Below are 16,626 nucleotides of genomic sequence, written 5' to 3'. Positions count from 1 at the left end.
CGGCGCGTGCGCCGGCTGCGGCTGCAGCTCGAAGGGCTCACGGCGATCGGTGAGGACGCGCTGCTGCCGCTCGCGGTGCGCATCGAGACGCAGTGGGTGCTGTCCGAAGCGTTGAGCACGGCGCCGTCGGCGGCGGCGCTTGCCGTGCTCGCGGACTGGCTTGGCGAGCGGCAGGATGTCGCAAACCTCGCCGCAGTCGCGCAATGTGTCTGGTCGTGAGTATTCTTATGACGTACCGGCGCCCGGCGGTGGAACTCAGCGAATGTCGGTTCAGCAGCAAACGCAAGATCGGAGTCATCCCGATCAGCTCCATCGGGAGGCCGGACGGGTGAACGTCGATGATGCCGGACATGTGCGTATGAACAAATACGACAGGCCTGCGCTCATGAACGGTAAATCCAAGGTGGATTACTGATGACCTCACAGTCGCTAGCGGCAAAGTTGCAGCGAAACCTGCATTTGAAGAGCTATTTGGCCGAGCTTTCTGCACTGACTAGTCGGCCCGTCGAGGCGCATGAACTTGGAAGCCCAGATGATGCGGTGAAGTATCGCGCAGAAGCGAGCCGATCCACTCTATTGGAAGGCGCAAGGGTCGAGATGCCGATCGCTGCGCTGGGAGATGAGCGATTCACGAACTTCATCGGCAGGCTTCAGGAAGCGAATCGGTCATCCGTGTACATTTGGTCAGAACACTCGATTTATTGCGGTCTCTTGCTCGTGTCATCGATCAGCAGCATCAAGTTCGACTGTGGAGTTGGAACTAACACGGGCGAATTGATTGCATTCAGAACAAAGGACTTGATGAATAGGTTGTTGCTTGACGTTTCAGAATCTCAGGTCGGCGATAAGTATGTACAGATTGAGGCAGACGGTGTGCATTGGGGGAGGGTTCTGTACTGACACTTCCTCCTCGACAACCGGCGAAATTTTGTGCCAGCCTCGTAGGGCGCAATACGCGAAGCGAATTGCGCCATAGTTGTTGAATGCGGCGGGCACGAACTAATTTTTTGCGGTTCATGAAGAAGCACTCCATGTCTTTTGAACGGTCCATGCCGCAGCCGCCGACGCCTGGGCAGACAGAGACATTAATTCATCCGGGTGCGCTCAGCGATTTCGAGAAAATTATAAAAATTTTCGAGGTGGATTATTAATGCCGTTTCTTGTTATGGAGTTGGATCCCAGGCTCGTGTCTTATGAAGAGTCGGCCGCTGAAACTAATGCCGACTTCGTTTACGAACACATGAGAGCTTATTGCGCAACATTCGATCCGTTACCGGCAATAAAAGTTGCTGCTCGGAACAATAGATTTGAGTGCACTAGTCGGGCGTATTACGTCCGTATCGCGAATCACTTTGAGCGGCCTGCAATACGAGCGATTTTCGATTATGGTACGGAGTTTTCTGTCGACAGATTGCTCGACAGAATCGAGAAGTTTGCAGGGTTCTACAGAGTAGTCTCGCGCGACGAACTGGAGCGAGAAGATGCGCAAAATACTGGTGATGGATGGCACGTTTTCTTTTTAGAAAATCCAATAACGCTTGAACAGCAAAGCGGTCTTCGAAAATGGTTTGAAGATTTTATGTTGAAAAGCTTGCCGGGCCTGATTGGCAGCCGATCTCCGAAGCTGAGTGGTTGGCGATACGATAGTGAGTCGCTTCAGATTGCTTTGCGAATTCCAACACCTCGCCCTGATTATAATTGGCCGTTGGACTTTGGACGGACTTTCAATAATTTGCCATTTGGGCTGCGTTTCGTGTCATATCAGGGTTGGCGGCTTCCGCGCTAATAATGTTAGTTTTGTGCAATTATGATATAATAAATGTATATAGTATTCGATCCGAAGTTGCGCGTGTTGGTGCGGTGGCTCACTTTATGCGGATGAATCTGCGGGTGATGGAGTCGTACGCGCAGTATGCATGCGGCCAGGAACATGTCGTTTGGCGCGTCCGTCTAAAAACCTCGTGCGAGCGGTTCTCGATGTGCTTCGAATGCGATTCCGTGTGGCTTGACAACCAATTGGTTTCTGAACAGGCGGGAACGAAGTTCGACAAGCTCATGAAGTCGTGCGCTGGCGAATGGCATCGATCAGGTGATCGACGGCGAGTTCCTCAGGTTTTGGCAAAGTGATGCGTTACCGATTTGGTGCTGCGCGCTGCCGACAGCTCAAGCTGGAATATCGCATCGGATGGCGAAACCGTGCTCGACAGGTTTCGGCGGCACTCTGGCGTCGTCGTCGAGGTGGGGGACATCGAGCTATGAACGTCCCGGAACTCAACGATTCGGCGCTGCGGGATATTTGCGTGCCGTGTGTGCCGGCGGCACGCGCGATTCTGCTTTCTACGGAGATGAGATGAGTTCGGCCGATCCCGTTCTTGAGCTGCCGCCCGACTTTGCTGATTACGATTGGGAAGTCGTTGCGAAAGGGTGTTTCTCCGGCGCGTCGATTACCGTGGACGGGCAGCGCTATCGGCTGGTGTTCTACGACACGGTTCGGCTGGGGCAGGAGATCGAGAGTGAGCTCGAGCGCGGTGGTACGTTCTTCGAACCGAATCTGCTGGTCGTGCGGTCGGTCACGCGGGAGTGCATGGAGGAGGCCGTGGACTGGCTCGTGCGTTCCCGGCAGCTTGATTCCTTCGTGCCGGAGCCCGAAGCCGAGCGGCCCGATGTGGCGGCCTGGTATGAAGTCTGGGCCGACGAGAGCTCGACACCGCCTTATCTGCTGTTGCTGAGCGTGGACGTTCCTGCGGCAAAGTTCAGGATCTGCGATCCGGCACTGGCGATGAAGGTCGTGTTCGAAGCGGGTACGTATGAGCAGGCGAAGAACTGGCTGCTCGAAGATGAATTCATGAAGGTCAGAGGACGCATGTCTATCGACGATGGACGGTCGTAGCGGCGCTTCCGGTCGGTGTCAGTTGCACTTCACAGTTGAATAGGTCGGATCGAGCGAACTCGTTGTTTTTCGCGCACACACAGCAAGTACGCGAGTATTCCGGTTTGAAGCAAGCCTAACGCATCCTTCTTTGGCTCATCGGCGTATTTCATGGACCCGACGATAGCGGCTTTTTTCGAGAACGAGGCTACCGATTAGGTCCATACCCGATCGAGGCTTGGGCAACCGTCCCATTGCCGTTAGGAAGGGTGGCGAGCGGTGCAGCCTCCGCCGGCACCACGTTGCTACCGTTGATTCGCAGAGCGTCGAAGGGCACGCCTCTTACATTCGACAGAGTTGCTCGCACATGGACATCCCCGGCCGGACGTGTTTATGGCGAAGGCTCAACTCACGGAAATCGAGTACGGCATGTGCTCGATCACGCAGCACCAAACCCAGCTAAGAGCGTTCATTCCGTTTTTAGTGTGAATCGAAATGAGATTCTGGGCCTTGTCGACGAAGCCTGGACTGCGAGAGTGGGGCCGGTACGCTGCAGGCGAACGGCAACCGTTTCTGGGTCGTTAATATGGGGCGTCAAGTCGGGACGGGTGGTCAGACTTCTGTTCAGATTGTAGTCCGCGACGGAACAAACGAAGTTATTACGGCCTATCCAAGATGAAGATTTGTCCTTTCTGCCAAGAAGATGTCGTTTGGCGCGTCCGTCTAAAAACCTCGTGCGAGCGGTTCTCGATGTGCTTCGAGTGCGATTCCGTGTGGCTTGACAACCAATTGGTTTCTGATCAGGCGGGAACGACGTTCGACAAGCTCATGAAATCGCTCGGCCGCATTCCCGACTGGAAGGACATTGAGAAGCTCGAGTTGGTGGATTGAGCCAAGGAAGACCATCCTTGGTTCTCCTCGCGAACTGCGACGTTTTGTTGCCGCCGTGCAGAAGTCACACAGCCCGGCTACGCTAGCCGGACCATGAACCTGCCCGCCTCCAGTGTGTCGGGAGCGTTGCCGTCGATCGACGGCGGCGAGGCCGTGGATTTCGGCGCGGCGATACAGGCATTCATGCTGGCTCAGCTGCGGCAGATCGACGACCAGCTCGGCGAGCGGCGTCATCCGCATCGCGCGATACACGAGGTGCGCAAGGCGGTGCGGCGGTTCCGGTCGATGCTGGCGCTCTGTGTCGACGTGTCGCCGAAACGATTCGATGCGCTGGACAAGCGCGTGCGGCGGGTCGGGAAGCGGTTGTCGGCGTTGCGCGATGCGCACGTGCTCGTCGGGACGGCGGCTTCGGTGCGGCGGCGTGACGGGCGCGAAGCGATCTGGCTGGCGCTCGATCTGTGGCTGCGGCGCGAGCGCAGACAATTGCTCGATAGTGCGCTCGCTGACGATCCGGAGTTTGCGGTGCTGCGACGTCGTGCGGTGCGGGCGGCACGCGCGCTCGCCGGGATCGATTTCTCGGGGCTCGGCGGAAAGGCGGTCGTTCGCGCATTGCGCGCGAGTGCGGCGGAAATGGCCAAGGCCGAGCAGAAGGCGAGCGAGCATCCGCGTGCCGCGATACGTCATCGCTGGCGGCGGCGCGTGCGCCGGCTGCGGCTGCAGCTCGAAGGGCTCGCGGCGATCGGTGAGGACGCGCTGCTGCCGATCGCGGTGCGCATCGAGGCGCAGTGGGTGCTGTCCGAAGCGTTGAGCTCGGTGCCGTCGGCCGCGGCGCTTGCCGTGCTCGCGGACCGGCTCGGCGAGCGGCAGGATGTCGAGAATCTCGCGGTACGCGTGAAGCGTCACGATGAGTTGCCGCATCGCGAAGACATACTTGCGGCGCTCAAGGCGCGCCAGGGCCCGCGTAGGGCGCAATAACCGAAGGGCATTGCGCCGATTCCGTCCTAGGCGTCGCCGCTGGATTGTCGGCGAAATACGCGGTCCGCATTTTTTTGTTTGCGCAAGCGATGGCGCCACGCATCGCGAACGTAGGCGCAATGCCGGCGCAATGCCTTCGGTCATTGCACCCAACGTTGCGTGCGTTTCACCGCTTCCAGGATTCCTTGACGAGTCCGACGAGTCCTGGCGGCAGCGGCGTGTAGCCGAGCGAATCGGCGGTTTCGCCGCCGCGTTCGAGTGCCCAGCCGAAGAACGTCATGGCGATGCGTTCGCGCTCGGCGCCGCGCAGGCTGCGCGGCATCACGATCCAGGTGCTTGCGGCGATCGGCCAGGTGTCGCTGCCCTGGATGCCGACGAGCAGCAGGTTGAAGTGCGAGGCGCCGAGCCAGTCGGCTGATTCGAGCGCGTTGCGGATCGTGGTCTGGGTCGGCGAGATCGCGCGTTCGGGTGTCGCATAGAGATTCACGATCTGCAGTTCATGCTGCAGCGCATAGCCGTATTCGACATAGCCGATGGAGTAGGGCGTCTCGACGACGCGCTGGCCGAGTCCGGTGTTGCCTTCGGCGGCGATGCCGACGGGCCATTTCACGGTCTTGCCGGTGCCGATCGTTCCGGCCCATTCCGGGCTCGTCTTGGACAGATACGCGGTGAAGTTGTAGGTGATGCCCGAGCTGTCGCTGCGGCGCACGACGGTGATCGGCGCGTCGGGCATGGCGAAGGTCGGATTGACGGCCTGCAACGCAGGATCGTTCCAGCGCACGATCTTGCCCTGGAAGATCCGCGCGAGCAGCGGGCCGTCGAGGCGCAGGCGCTTGCGGCCGGCGCCGCGCAGGTTCGTGACCGGCACGATGCCGCCGGCGACGATCGGGAATTGACGAAAACCGCCGGCGCGCAACTCTTCGTCCTTGAGCGGCGCGTCGGTCGCGGCGAAGTCGACCTTGCCGGCCTTGAGCTGTTCGATGCCGGCGCCGGAGCCGACGCCGTCGTAGCGGATCGTGTCGCCCTGCTGCTGCGCCCATTGCGTCGCCCAGCGCGTGAGCACGGGTTCGACGAAGGTCGAGCCCGCGCCGGCGACGGTCGCTGCGGCGGCGGCGTTCGCTGCGATGCCGCCGGCGAGCATGAGAAGCCCGGCGAGTCCCTGGCCGATGAATCGCGTGATCACGTGTGCCCCCTGCAGGCCGTGTTGAAAGCGCGCGAAGCGTGCCTGCGCGATGTTGCATCGCAATGTCGTCGGCACTGCGATGCCGTGTGGGGCGCGAGACTGTCATGCGACGGTTGCGTGTCGGACGGCGAAACCTCGCCGTGCTGTCGCGAAACTGCAGCAGCGCGTGTTTCAATGTGCACAAAAGAAAAACGGCGCAGTTGCCTGCGCCGTTTTCTCATTACGTTGCGGATGGCGATTTACTGCAATCCGTCCTTGATCGCCTTCGCGAGCGAGCCGGTGGAATCGTCGCCGCTGAATTCCCAGAAGAACGCACCGCCGAGGTTCTGGTTCTTCACGTACTGCATCTTCTCGAACACCAGCGCCGGATCGTCGTAGCTCCAGAACTGATTGCCGCTGAGCAGCCAGTGCGCGCGCGCGGTCGCGTCGGTGTGATGCGAGCCCGCGCGGTTCTTCAGCACCTTGTAGTCCTCGATGCCGGCTTCATACGTACCGGGTGCGGCGCTGCCACTCTGGTAGAGACCGTTGTTGGCCGACGACACGTTCTGCCAGCCGCGGCCGTAGAAGCCGATGCCGAGGTTGAGCTTCGCCGCCGGGACGCCACGGTTGCGGAACGCCTGGATCGCATCGTGCGAGTTGTAGGAACGCTGGTCGCCCGTCGACGGATCGGACGGCGAGCCGTACAGCGCGGAGTGATGATTGGTCTGCGGATCCCACGCGCCGTGGAAGTCGTAGGTCATCACGTTGATGAAATCGAGGTACTGGTGATACGTGCCCGGATCGGTGACGCGGATCTTGTCGATGCCCGCACCGGCCGCGATCGTCAGCAGCAGGCCCGGACGGACCTGGTCGAGCTGGCGGCGGAACTCGGCGAGCAGCGCGGTGAAGTTCGCGTTGTCCTCGGGCGAACCGCAGGCGATGCCGCAGGCCACGGGGTATTCCCAGTCGAGGTCGATGCCGTCGAACACGCCGGCCGCCGCGCCGGGGCCGCCGGCGTTGTCGGTCACCGGCAGGTTGCCGCGGATGTAGGCGTCGATGCACGAGGCGACGAAGGCCTGGCGGTTTTCCGGACGTGCGGCGCTGGAGAAGCCGCGCGACCAGGTCCAGCCGCCGAGCGAGATCAGCACCTTGATGTTCGGATACTTGGCCTTGAGCTCCTTGAGCTGGTTCCAGTTGCCGCGCAGCTTCTGGTCCCAGGTGTCGGCGACGCCGTCGACGCTTTCGGCCGCGGAGAACGCCTTGGAGTAGTCGGCGAACGCGTCGCCGCCGGCGCCGGTGTTCGGATCCGACGGAATCGTCAGGCCGACTTCGCAGCGGTTGTTGCGCACGTTGCCGAACGCGTAGTTGATGTGCGTGAGCTTCGCGGCGCTGCCGCTCGTGTCGATGTGCTGCACGCGATAGCCGCGGCCGTAGATGCCCCACTGCACGAAGTAGCCGAGCACGGTCTTCGCGCCGCCGACGATCACGGGCTTGGTGCGCGCGGTGATCGGCGCGCTCTGCGCCGAGGCGCCGGCCTCGCTGACCGCCGCGACGGTGAAGCTGTAGTTCGTGTCGGGATTGAGTCCGCTGTTGGTGAAGTTCGTCGCCGTGACTTCACCCTGCTGCGCGCCGCCGCGGAACACGCGGTACTTGATCGTGCAGTTCGCGCCGGCGGCGACCGCGCCCCAGCTCAGGCTGACGCTGTTGGTGGTCTGGCTCGGCGAGGTCAGGCCGGCCGGCACCGACGGAACCGTCGTGCAGGTGCCCGTGCCATTCGTCGTCACGTTGAGCGGCGAGGACTGCGCTGACGCATTCGACGCGACGTCGCGCGCACGCACGCGATAGGTATACGTGGTGTTCGCCGTGAGGCCGGTGTCGGTATACGTCGTCGCCGTCGGGCTGCCGACCAGCGTCGTGCCGCGATACACGTCATAACCCGCCACGCCGCTGCCGCCGGCGTTGTCGGTCGACGCGCTCCAGCTCAGCGTGATCGAGTTGCTCGTGCGCGAAGGCGAGGCGAGGTTGGCCGGCACGCTCGGTGCCGTGGTGTCGCCCGGGCCGCTGTCGCAGGCGCCGAGGTCGGTATACCAGCCGCAGCTGGGGCAGTGGGTCGGCGGCGCATTCCAGATCGGAATGTTGGCCTGGTACAGACGGTTCTGGTAGACCATCCTGTCGCCGGCGTTGTAGATCGTCGACTGGTTCCAGGCGGCGACGCCGGCACAGCTGACCGCGTGCGCCGAGGTCCAGGCGGTTGTGGAAAGTGCAACAAACAGCAGATGGGTAAAAGCCGATCGGAAGCGCATGTCCTTGACTCCGTTGCGAGTGAGTGCGGAGAGCGAAACCGGGGAGCGGCGAGGCCGCATTGACGCAGTGCGATGACGAAACGTTCCTGCGCGGGCGGTTTCAGGGACCGCCGGCGCAGCGGCGCAGGGCCGCGACAGACCGTTCGACAGCACCGGCCGGAACGGATCCGGCGGCAATGCAGTACCGATGCGTCCTCCCCGGACACATCGACTGCGGCGATTCGCGTTGTCGCATCCGTCCGCGATCGGCGCCCCCGCGCCCTCGCTGCGGCCGGTCGTTCCGGCCGTTTCCGCTCGCCGCAGTTGCGGTCGGCGTTTTTCCTTCCGTGGGCATCGCGCCTGCAGGAGGCGCAACGCGGATGCGCGGTCTTCGCCGCAGCGTCGAAACTTCATCCAGGCCGGCGATCCCGCCGACGATCCGCCGCATTTCGCGACGACCTCCGTGTTGACGGCACCAACCGCCAGCCCGACGCGGCGCCTACAGTGCGCGCGACTGACAACGTTGTCAACAATTGCGCGAACAAGACTTGCGGAGAACTTCACACAACGTGGATTCTGCTGCATTGCGGCAAACCGCGCGGCCTGAAATGACGCGCGCTTCCGTCAAAGAATTGAGTCCCGGAGCGAAATGTCGCGCGTATGTTGCGGAATTTTATGGGGCATCGCCGTGGTGTGGCGATGGCTGCTGCCGCCGGGCGGCCACACTTTGTGCGCGCGCTGAGAATGACAACGTGAGTCGTGGATTGGCGGCGGGCTTCAAGGCGAAGCACCGACGTAAGGCGCAATAACCGAAGGGCATTGCGCCGTCTCGACCCTTGCGGCGCTCCAACAACGGCGTTGCAGGGTGTCGCTTTGCGATGTCGCTTGCGATGTCGCTTTGCGATGAGATTGGCCGCAAAGGAAAGTGTCGCCTTGCATCGAGAAGGCGCAATGCGCTTATTGCGCCCGACGATTTTCCCGGAGCCATAGTGCGGCGCCGCGGCCGGCGATCAGGCCGCTCGCGAAGCTCGCGGTCAGCAGGTAGCCGCCGGTCGGCGCTTCCCAGTCGAGCATCTCGCCCGCGCAGAACACGCCGGGCAGCGTGTGCAGCATCAGATGCCCGTCGAGCGCTTCGAGCGTCACGCCGCCGGCGGTGCTGATGGCTTCGTCGACCGGACGCGGACGCTGCAGGCGCAGCGGCAGCGACTTGATCGTCCCGGCGACGCGGTCGATATCGTCGAGCGCATGCTTGCCGAGCACTTCGAAAATCAGTCCGGCCTTCACGCCGTCGAGTCCGGTCTGGCGGCGCAGATGATCGCCGCCGGAGCGTTTTCCGCGCGGCTTGCGCAGGGCCTGCACCAGGTGCTCCCGCGATTGCGCGGGTGCGAGATCGAGTGCGACATCGACGAAGCCGTCGCGGCGCTGCGTCTCGCGCAGGTCGGCCGACGCCGCATAGATCAGGCTGCCTTCGACGCCGCCGGCCGTGATCACGAATTCGCCCTGACGCGTTTCGCGCGCGCCGTCGCGCCGCGTCCACTGCAGCGCGACGGGTTTCAGCGGTTCGCCGGCGAAGCGGCCTGCGAAGTGCTCGCTCCAGTTCACGTCGAAACCGCAGTTGGCCGGCTGCAGCGGCGCGATCTCGACACCGCGCGCGGCGAGCGCATCGACCCACGTTCCGTCGGAACCGAGCACGGGCCAGCTCGCACCGCCGAGCGCGAGCACGCAGGCGTCCGCGTTCACGTGATGCGTCGCGCCGTCGCGATCGACGAAGGCGAGACGGCCTTGCGCATCCCAGCCCGTGAAGCGGCGCTGCACATGAAACTGCACACCCTGTTCGCGCAGCCGACGCACCCAGCCGCGCAGCAGCGGCGCGGCCTTGAGATCGACGGGAAACACGCGGCCGGAGCTGCCGACGAAGGTGTCGACGCCGAGGCCGCGCGCCCAGGCGCGCAACGCGTCGGCATCGAATTCGCGCAGCCAGCGTTCGACCTCGGGCGCGCGTTCGCCGTAGCGCGCGACGAAGCCGGCGAACGGTTCGGCGTGCGTGAGATTGAGGCCGCCCTTGCCGGCGATCAGGAACTTGCGGCCGACCGAGCCCATCGCATCGTAGAGGTGCACGGCGACGCCGTGCGCGCGCGCGGTTTCGGCGGCCATGAGGCCGGCGGGACCGCCGCCGACGACGACGAGCGTTGCGGAGGAATCGGACACGGAAAGCGCGCGCGGCGGCAGGAAACCGGGGCGCGCATCATACGCGAGGCGCGCCCCGGTCGTGGTCGCGGCAGTGGTCAGGATCGGCCGTCCGTGGCCGCTGCGTCATCCGTCGGCGGTCAGTATTCCGTGCTCAGCGTGACCCCGCTGAACGCACTCGCCGCATGCAGGCTGATGTAGTAGTAGCCCGCCGGCGGATTCGCGATCGTCAGCGTTTCGCCGTTGCCGGCGTTGATCGAGCGCCGTTGATAGCTCGTCGGCGTCGCCCAGCCCGCCGCATTCGCGTAGAGGTTCGCATCGCCGCTGCCGCCGCTCGCGCGGATTTGCAGCTGCGTCGTGCCGGCCGGGATCTGCAGATAGAAATACGCGATGTTGCCCGCGGCCGCCGCGAGGTTGCTGCGCTGGCAGTTCTTGCCGAGCACGCGCACGTCGCTGCCGGCGCATTCGGGCAGCCCCGCGGGCGGCGTGAAGCTCGCGACGAGGCTTGCACCCGAAAACGCCGAATATGCGTCGAGCATCACGTGGTAGCGACCGGCCTGCGGTGCCGCAACCGTGCAGGTTTCCGCGTTGCCGCCGAGATACGGCCGGCAGTCGTAGGCCGTCGTCGTCGGCGCGCTGCCGTAGCGCAGATACAGGTCGGCATCCCCGCTGCCGCCGCCGAGTGCGACGCGCAGGTTCGTCGCGCCGGCAGGCACGTCGATCGTGAAGTACAGTTTTGCACCTTGTGCTGCGGACAGCCCCGTGCGCGCCACGCCGTTCTGCAGCTCGCCGCCGGTGGGCGGCGCAGCGACGGTTACCGTCTTCGACACGCTGTGCGTCGCGCCGCGATTGTCCGTCGCCGCCAGCGTCACCGTGTAGCTGCCCGCGGCGGCGTAGGTCTTGCCGGGATTCGTCGCGGTCGACGTGCTGCCGTCGCCGAAGCTCCAGCTGCGCGAGACCACGCTGCCGTCGCTGTCGCTCGACGCGTCGGTGAACGTCACGGCGAGCCCGTTCGCGGCGAAGCTGAAGTTCGCGACGGGCGGCACGTTCGTGCCGCCGCTGCAGCCGCTGCCGTCCGGGTTCGCGACGCAGGCCAGGAAGCTGCGGAATTCCGTGTCGTAGCGCGCGCCGATGCCGTTCATGAAGGTCGCGTAGCCCGTGTAGTTGCCGGGCCGGAAGTGGCCGAGGATGCCCGACACGTCGCCGCGATGCTTCTCGAACATGAAGCGCACCGCGAGATAGCCCCAGCGATACACGCGGTTCGTGCCGCTGTCGTAGTCGTTCTGGAAGATCGTGCTCAGCGCATGCGTGCCGGCCGCGGCTTCGGCGACGGCATCGCTGTACGTGAGGCTGCGATAGCCGTAGGACATGTATTCGGCGAAGCCTTCGACCCACCAGACCGTCTTCTGCGACATCGCTGCGGAAAAATCGCCGTACATGTCGAAGCGGCCGTCGAGGTAGTGCACATATTCGTGCGTGAGATTCCAGATCTCGAAGGCCGGGCGCACCCACTCGGCCTCATAGGCGATGAAACGCGCCTGGTTGCCGGCGACCGACGGATCGCCTTCGAGGTACATGCCGCCGTTGTTGGTGTCGATGCCGAACAGCGCGCCGGCGTAGGTGCCGTAGTCGTCGCTGCTGTCGAACACGACCATTTCGAGCGCGCTGTTGTTGTCGTCGGCGACCGGTACGCGATTGCTCGCGACCTGGGCGTGGAAATAGTTCTCCTGTCCGGCGACGCTCGTGCATGCGCCCTGCAGTTCGCTCTGGCTCATCGACTGCGCGCGGATGCGCAGCGTCGCGCTGCACGGGTGCGAAATCGGCAGCACGGCGGCGGCGAGACGCTGCTGGAAATCGCAGAGGTCGTAGTAGCTGCAGTTGGCCTTGTCGTAGTGGTCGATCATTTCGCCGACGCCGACCCAGAGCGCGGCGGTGCTGCCGGTCACGCTGCTGCGGTCGAGCAGGGTCTTCGCGCGCGATCGCGCGAGCGTCTGCAGGGTTCCCGAATACCGCAGGAAGCGGCCGAGCTCGCGCCCGGCGTTCGCGACGAGATAGCCGTCGTCCTGGCCCAGCCGCGCGAAATGCGTGTTCGCGAAGGTGTAGAGCGTGTCGACGATGGAGGTGTCCGACTGCACGAGACTCGCGAATGCCGCGTCCTGGTGGCCGCGGAACAACACGGTGTACGCGTTGTTCGTCGCGGCCTTCATCCAGTAGTAGGGCGCGAAGGTCGTCGGGTTGTAGTTGCCGAGCACGCGCTTGACCACATACAGATAGCGCGCGTTTTCCGCCGAGCTGTCGAGCAGGATCACGTATTCGGACAGGACTTCGCCGTGCGCGTCGTCGACACGGTTGAAGTTCGCATTGGCCGCGAACGCATCGAGCGCGGGACGGATTGCGTTGCGCAGCGTCGCACCGTAGCTGCCGACCGTCGACGGATCGTAGTACTGCACGTAGTAGCCGGCGCGCAGGAACAGGATCAGCTGCAGCGCACGGCCGGCGTTCGTGCCGTTGTAGCTCGCCGCCGCGCTTCGCAGCGCGGTCGCGATCGTCGTCATCTGCGCTTCGCGGAACGTGGAATACGCGGTGTTTCCGCTCAGGCCGAACAGGCTGTTCACGCATTCGGTGTCGGCCGCCTTGACCGCGTCGACGAGTGCGCTGCCGCTCAGCGCGGCGAACTGCGCGCTGTCGCAGGCGGCCTTCGCGCGAAACGGCGAGGACGGGCGCTCCGGCGCGAGCGCGTCGCTGTCAGGCAGGTCGTAGTCGGAGCGATGCAGCATGCGCAGCGATGAAGCCGGCGGGCGCAGCCGCGTCGGCTGATAGTTTTCGCGATGCTGATGCGGCGCGAGCGCCGCGGATTCGATCGATGCCGATTTGCCGGCGCGATCTGCGGTGGTGTGGCCCGCGGCGGCAGCCGCGGCGGACAGCGTCGCGGCGGCGAGGAGCCCGGCGACGGCGGCGAACGTTCGGTAACGCGTGAAGCTCGACATCTGATTTCCCTCCCGAGTGTTGGTTTTCCCCTGCGCACCGGCACGGCGAAAGCGGCCGGCGCGGCGGCGAATCTAGGAAGGGCTTGCGCCGTCGTATTGTCAGATTCGTCGCACCGTTCGAGCGGATGCGTATAGGCGGATTTCGACGCCGCCGGGGCGGCTAAAAGTCTTGAAATGGAAAAATAGAGTGGCCTGCACTGCGGCGTGCAAGGCCGGAACGGCGGACCGGGGCACCGCGTCGCAGCGGCAGAGGCCGTCTGCGCGGGCCGTCACGGATCGCCGGTCTCATACCGAAATCGCCGCGTGCCGCGACGGTTACGGCATGACACGCAGCGGCGGCCGCGCGACAGTCGCGAGGCCGGTTCCATTGGACGCGATCGCGGTCTCCGGCACCGCCGCCATTTCGGACCTGGACGTCGCCATTTCGACCGGAGACGCCATGCACACCCTCGATTCCAAGGACCGGCTGCTGCTCGATCTGCTGTATCGCAACGCGCGCCTGCCGCTGAAGACGATCGCCGCGCGCGTGGGCCTGGCGCGCAGCTCCGTGCGCGAACGCGTCGCGCGGCTGGAGAGCAGCGGCGTCATTCGCGGTTATCGCGCCGAAGTCGCCTGGCCGCAGCCCAGCGGCGCGGTGCAGGTCTATTTCAACGTACGCCTGTCGCGCACACCGGCCGACGCGCTGATCCGGCGCCTGCGCGAACGCCGCGAGTTCGAACGCTGCTGCTCGATCGGCGGCGACGTCGACCTGCTGATCGCCGCGAGCGCCGATTCCATGCCCGCGCTCAACGAACTGCGCGACTGGCTCGCGATCCAGGCGGAAGTTGCGGCAGTGTCGACATCGGTGGTGTTGAACGAGGATTTCCGACGCTAGGCACGCGAGCGCGCCCAGCGTCGGGAATGGCCAACCGGGAGTCGTAGGAGCCAAGGCATGCACGCATGTTTCGTCGGCGTCGCGATGACGCCGCTCCGCAGTTGCCGGTAGTTCTCCTCCTCATCCGACCCTCTCGCCCAAGCAAGCCTGGGGGAGAGGCCAAGGGCCTGCTCCTCCGTCCCCATTCCCAATTCCCGATTCCTCAGGCAGCGCGCCCGCGCGCCGCCTGATAGCTTTTGTCGCAATTTTGCGATTGTGTTAGCGTGGCGCCGCAGCAGGGGAGGCGCTCGCGCACCCGCGCGCGCCGGTCGATTCGAACCGTTCCTAGGGGAAATTCAGATGACTTCGAGCAGTGCATTCGATGCGCGGCGTTCGGCTGCGCGTGTGAAACCGGTCGTTTGCGCCGCGGTGCCGCTCCTGCTGCTGTCCGCGGCGGCGCTGGCCCAGGCGGCCGAGCGTGTCGACGCGCCGCCGGTGCCGGCGGCGATCGCGCGTTCCGCGGAACTGCTGCGCAAGGGGGCGGCGGAAGCCGCACCCGGCCTGCAGGGCCGGCGTCTGCCGGCGGTCGCCCCGCACGAGGCGAAGCTCGCGCTCGATATCGACTACACCGAATCGACGATCTACAACCCGGCTACGGGTCGGAACGACCGCGTGAAGCTGCGCTCGTACCGGAGTCCGGGCACGAAGCCGAAGGTTCCGTTCGTCGCGCCGCTGATCGAGATACAGCCCGGCGAGACCGTGCGCATCGCGCTCGACAACCAGTTGCCTCCCGAACCCGACTGCGCCAAGAGCGTGAGCAACATCAACATCCCGCACTGCTTCAACAGCACGAACCTGCATTCGCACGGGCTTTGGGTCAGCCCGGCCGGCAACAGCGACAACGTGCTGATCGCGCTGCTGCCCGGCGTGAAGTTCGAGTACGAGTACAACATTCCGCCGGATCATCCTTCCGGCACGTTCTGGTACCACCCGCACATGCACGGCTCGACCGCGCTGCAGGTCGCGAGCGGCATGGCCGGGACGCTGATCGTGCGCGGCAGCCGCCGGCCCACCGACGCGCACACCGGCGACATCGACACGCTGCTGATGGAGAACGGCCAGCGCGTGACCGAACGCGTCGTGCAGCTGCAGCAGGTGCAGTACGCCTGCCGCGACAAGGACGGCAACATCAAGAAGAAGACGGTGAAGAAGGACGGAAAGGACGTCGTCGTCGCCTGGGTCTGCGACGAGAACGATGTCGGCGAAGTCAGCAGGTACGACCAGTTCGGCCAGACCACCTGGTCGGAATCGGGCCGCTACACCAGCGTCAACGGCCAGGTGCTGCCGACCTTCGAAGGCGGCCGTGCCGGTGCGGTCGAGCGCTGGCGTGCCGTGCATGCGGGCGTGCGCAACAGCGTGAACCTGCAGTTCCGCAAGATGAAGTCCGCCGCCAAGGCGTTCGACCGGCTCGAGGTCGGCGAACAGCAGAGCTGGATCGACGCGAACTGCACGGGACCGCTGCTGCCGCAGTTCGAGATCGCGAGCGACGGACTGACCCACACCAGGGCGATCCGCAAGACCGCGAACATCCTGCAGCCCGGCTATCGCAGCGACGTGCTCGTCGTGTTTCCGGAAGAGGGCGAATACTGCGTCATCGACGGCGACGCGTCGGCCGACACGAGCGTGAGCTGGACGGCCGAGAGCCGCCAGCTGCTCGGCAAGGTCAGCGTGGGCAAGGGCGAAACCGTCAGCGGCGATGCGCAGGCGCACCTGATCAAAGCGCTGTCGACGATGGCCGACGCGACGCAGGAAGCGGACATCGCCGCGACGATCAAGACCGATCTCGCCGCCGGCTTCGGCCTGCAGTCGTTCGTGCCGCATCCGGACGTGACCGCGTCGGAGCTGACCCGGCCGGCCCCGGACGAACCGAGTCAAAAAATGGAATTCAGCATCAAGACCGTCGACATTCCGGATCCGGCCGATCCGACCAAGACGATCAAGGAAACGCGCTTCCAGGTCGACAACAATCCCTACGATCCGAAGACCGCGCGCACGCTCGTGCTCGGACGCAGCGAAGAATGGCTGCTCACGTCAATCTCGGGCTCACACCCGTTCCATATCCACGTGAACCCGTTCCAGATCGATCGCATCCTCGATGCGAACGACAAGGACGTCAGCGTGCCCGGCAGCGGCGACACCTCGTATGACGGTCTCAAGGGCACCTGGAAGGACACGCTCTGGGTCAAGAACGGATTCAGGCTCTACGTGCGCACGCGCTACGAGCGCTACATCGGCGAGTACGTGCTGCATTGCCACATCCTCGACCACGAGGACCAGGGCATGATGCAGAACGTGCGCGTGGTCCTGCCGGACGGCAAGGGCGGCGGGGTTTACGGGCATCACTGAGGAACGGGCGGGAG

At 64.4% G+C, this 16,626-nt stretch carries 10 protein-coding genes and 2 pseudogenes; 7 read left to right on the top strand and 5 right to left on the bottom strand.

Translation table 11 applies throughout. From position 1 onward, the window contains the following. From VLF18_RS21565 to VLF18_RS21545, 5 genes are all read left to right on the top strand, one after another. Positions 1 to 219, top strand: a 219-nt coding sequence (locus VLF18_RS21565) for a hypothetical protein (RefSeq protein WP_325281694.1), incomplete at its 5' end; no start/stop codon positions are given. Between the two features lie 195 nt (positions 220 to 414). Then, complete coding sequence (locus VLF18_RS21560; RefSeq protein WP_325281693.1) at positions 415 to 900, top strand: hypothetical protein; 486 nt, start codon at positions 415 to 417, stop codon at positions 898 to 900. Positions 901 to 1,186: 286 nt separating this feature from the next. Then, entirely contained in the window at positions 1,187 to 1,786 is a 600-nt protein-coding gene (locus tag VLF18_RS21555) for a hypothetical protein (protein ID WP_325281692.1), read from the top strand. A gap of 564 nt (positions 1,787 to 2,350) precedes the next feature. Next, positions 2,351 to 2,890, top strand: a complete 540-nt coding sequence (locus tag VLF18_RS21550; protein ID WP_325281691.1) for a hypothetical protein — start codon at positions 2,351 to 2,353, stop codon at positions 2,888 to 2,890. 963 nt (positions 2,891 to 3,853) lie between these two features. After that, on the top strand, positions 3,854 to 4,735 hold the full coding sequence (locus VLF18_RS21545; protein ID WP_325281690.1) for a CHAD domain-containing protein: 882 nt from the start codon (positions 3,854 to 3,856) through the stop codon (positions 4,733 to 4,735). A gap of 166 nt (positions 4,736 to 4,901) precedes the next feature. Here VLF18_RS21545 and pstS read toward each other — a convergent pair whose 3' ends face one another. The 5 genes and pseudogenes from pstS to VLF18_RS21525 all read right to left on the bottom strand — a co-directional run bounded on the left by pstS (position 4,902) and on the right by VLF18_RS21525 (position 13,353). Beyond that, the gene (gene pstS, locus VLF18_RS21540; RefSeq protein WP_325281689.1) at positions 4,902 to 5,918 is read right to left on the bottom strand and encodes a phosphate ABC transporter substrate-binding protein PstS; all 1,017 of its coding nucleotides are present in this window, start codon (positions 5,916 to 5,918) and stop codon (positions 4,902 to 4,904) included. A gap of 239 nt (positions 5,919 to 6,157) precedes the next feature. Next, a pseudogene (locus tag VLF18_RS23215) lies at positions 6,158 to 7,366 on the bottom strand (glycoside hydrolase family 18 protein); the annotation flags it as partial. Positions 7,367 to 7,456: 90 nt separating this feature from the next. Next, a pseudogene (locus VLF18_RS23210) lies at positions 7,457 to 8,065 on the bottom strand (fibronectin type III domain-containing protein); the annotation flags it as partial. 1,071 nt (positions 8,066 to 9,136) lie between these two features. Further along, a complete protein-coding gene (locus VLF18_RS21530) occupies positions 9,137 to 10,387 on the bottom strand; it encodes a TIGR03862 family flavoprotein (protein WP_325281687.1) in 1,251 nt (416 codons plus the stop codon). Positions 10,388 to 10,506: 119 nt separating this feature from the next. Continuing rightward, positions 10,507 to 13,353, bottom strand: coding sequence for a collagenase (locus VLF18_RS21525; RefSeq protein ID WP_325281686.1), 2,847 nt, complete (start codon positions 13,351 to 13,353; stop codon positions 10,507 to 10,509). Between the two features lie 439 nt (positions 13,354 to 13,792). Between VLF18_RS21525 and VLF18_RS21520 the strand changes: the two genes are divergently transcribed. Together VLF18_RS21520 and VLF18_RS21515 are read left to right on the top strand one after the other, a co-directional pair. After that, the gene (locus tag VLF18_RS21520; protein WP_325281685.1) at positions 13,793 to 14,227 is read left to right on the top strand and encodes an Lrp/AsnC family transcriptional regulator; all 435 of its coding nucleotides are present in this window, start codon (positions 13,793 to 13,795) and stop codon (positions 14,225 to 14,227) included. A 339-nt stretch (positions 14,228 to 14,566) separates the two neighbouring features. Further along, on the top strand, positions 14,567 to 16,612 hold the full coding sequence (locus VLF18_RS21515) for a multicopper oxidase family protein (RefSeq protein ID WP_325281684.1): 2,046 nt from the start codon (positions 14,567 to 14,569) through the stop codon (positions 16,610 to 16,612). Positions 16,613 to 16,626 lie beyond the last annotated feature (14 nt).

This window comes from Tahibacter sp., assembly GCF_035481375.1.
Lineage (GTDB): Bacteria > Pseudomonadota > Gammaproteobacteria > Xanthomonadales > Rhodanobacteraceae > Tahibacter.
The sequence above is the reverse complement of the archived record's forward strand: the minus strand, read 5'-3'. Positions and strand labels throughout refer to the sequence as shown.

Excerpts from the sequence above, each read along its gene's own strand:
- VLF18_RS21545 (WP_325281690.1), top strand. The coding sequence starts at position 3,854 with ATGAACCTGCCCGCCTCCAGTGTGTCGGGAGCGTTGCCGTCGATCGAC.
- VLF18_RS21560 (WP_325281693.1), top strand. The coding sequence starts at position 415 with ATGACCTCACAGTCGCTAGCGGCAAAGTTGCAGCGAAACCTGCATTTG.
- VLF18_RS21525 (WP_325281686.1), bottom strand. The coding sequence starts at position 13,353 with ATGTCGAGCTTCACGCGTTACCGAACGTTCGCCGCCGTCGCCGGGCTC.
- VLF18_RS21550 (WP_325281691.1), top strand. The coding sequence starts at position 2,351 with ATGAGTTCGGCCGATCCCGTTCTTGAGCTGCCGCCCGACTTTGCTGAT.
- VLF18_RS21520 (WP_325281685.1), top strand. The coding sequence starts at position 13,793 with ATGCACACCCTCGATTCCAAGGACCGGCTGCTGCTCGATCTGCTGTAT.
- VLF18_RS21515 (WP_325281684.1), top strand. The coding sequence starts at position 14,567 with ATGACTTCGAGCAGTGCATTCGATGCGCGGCGTTCGGCTGCGCGTGTG.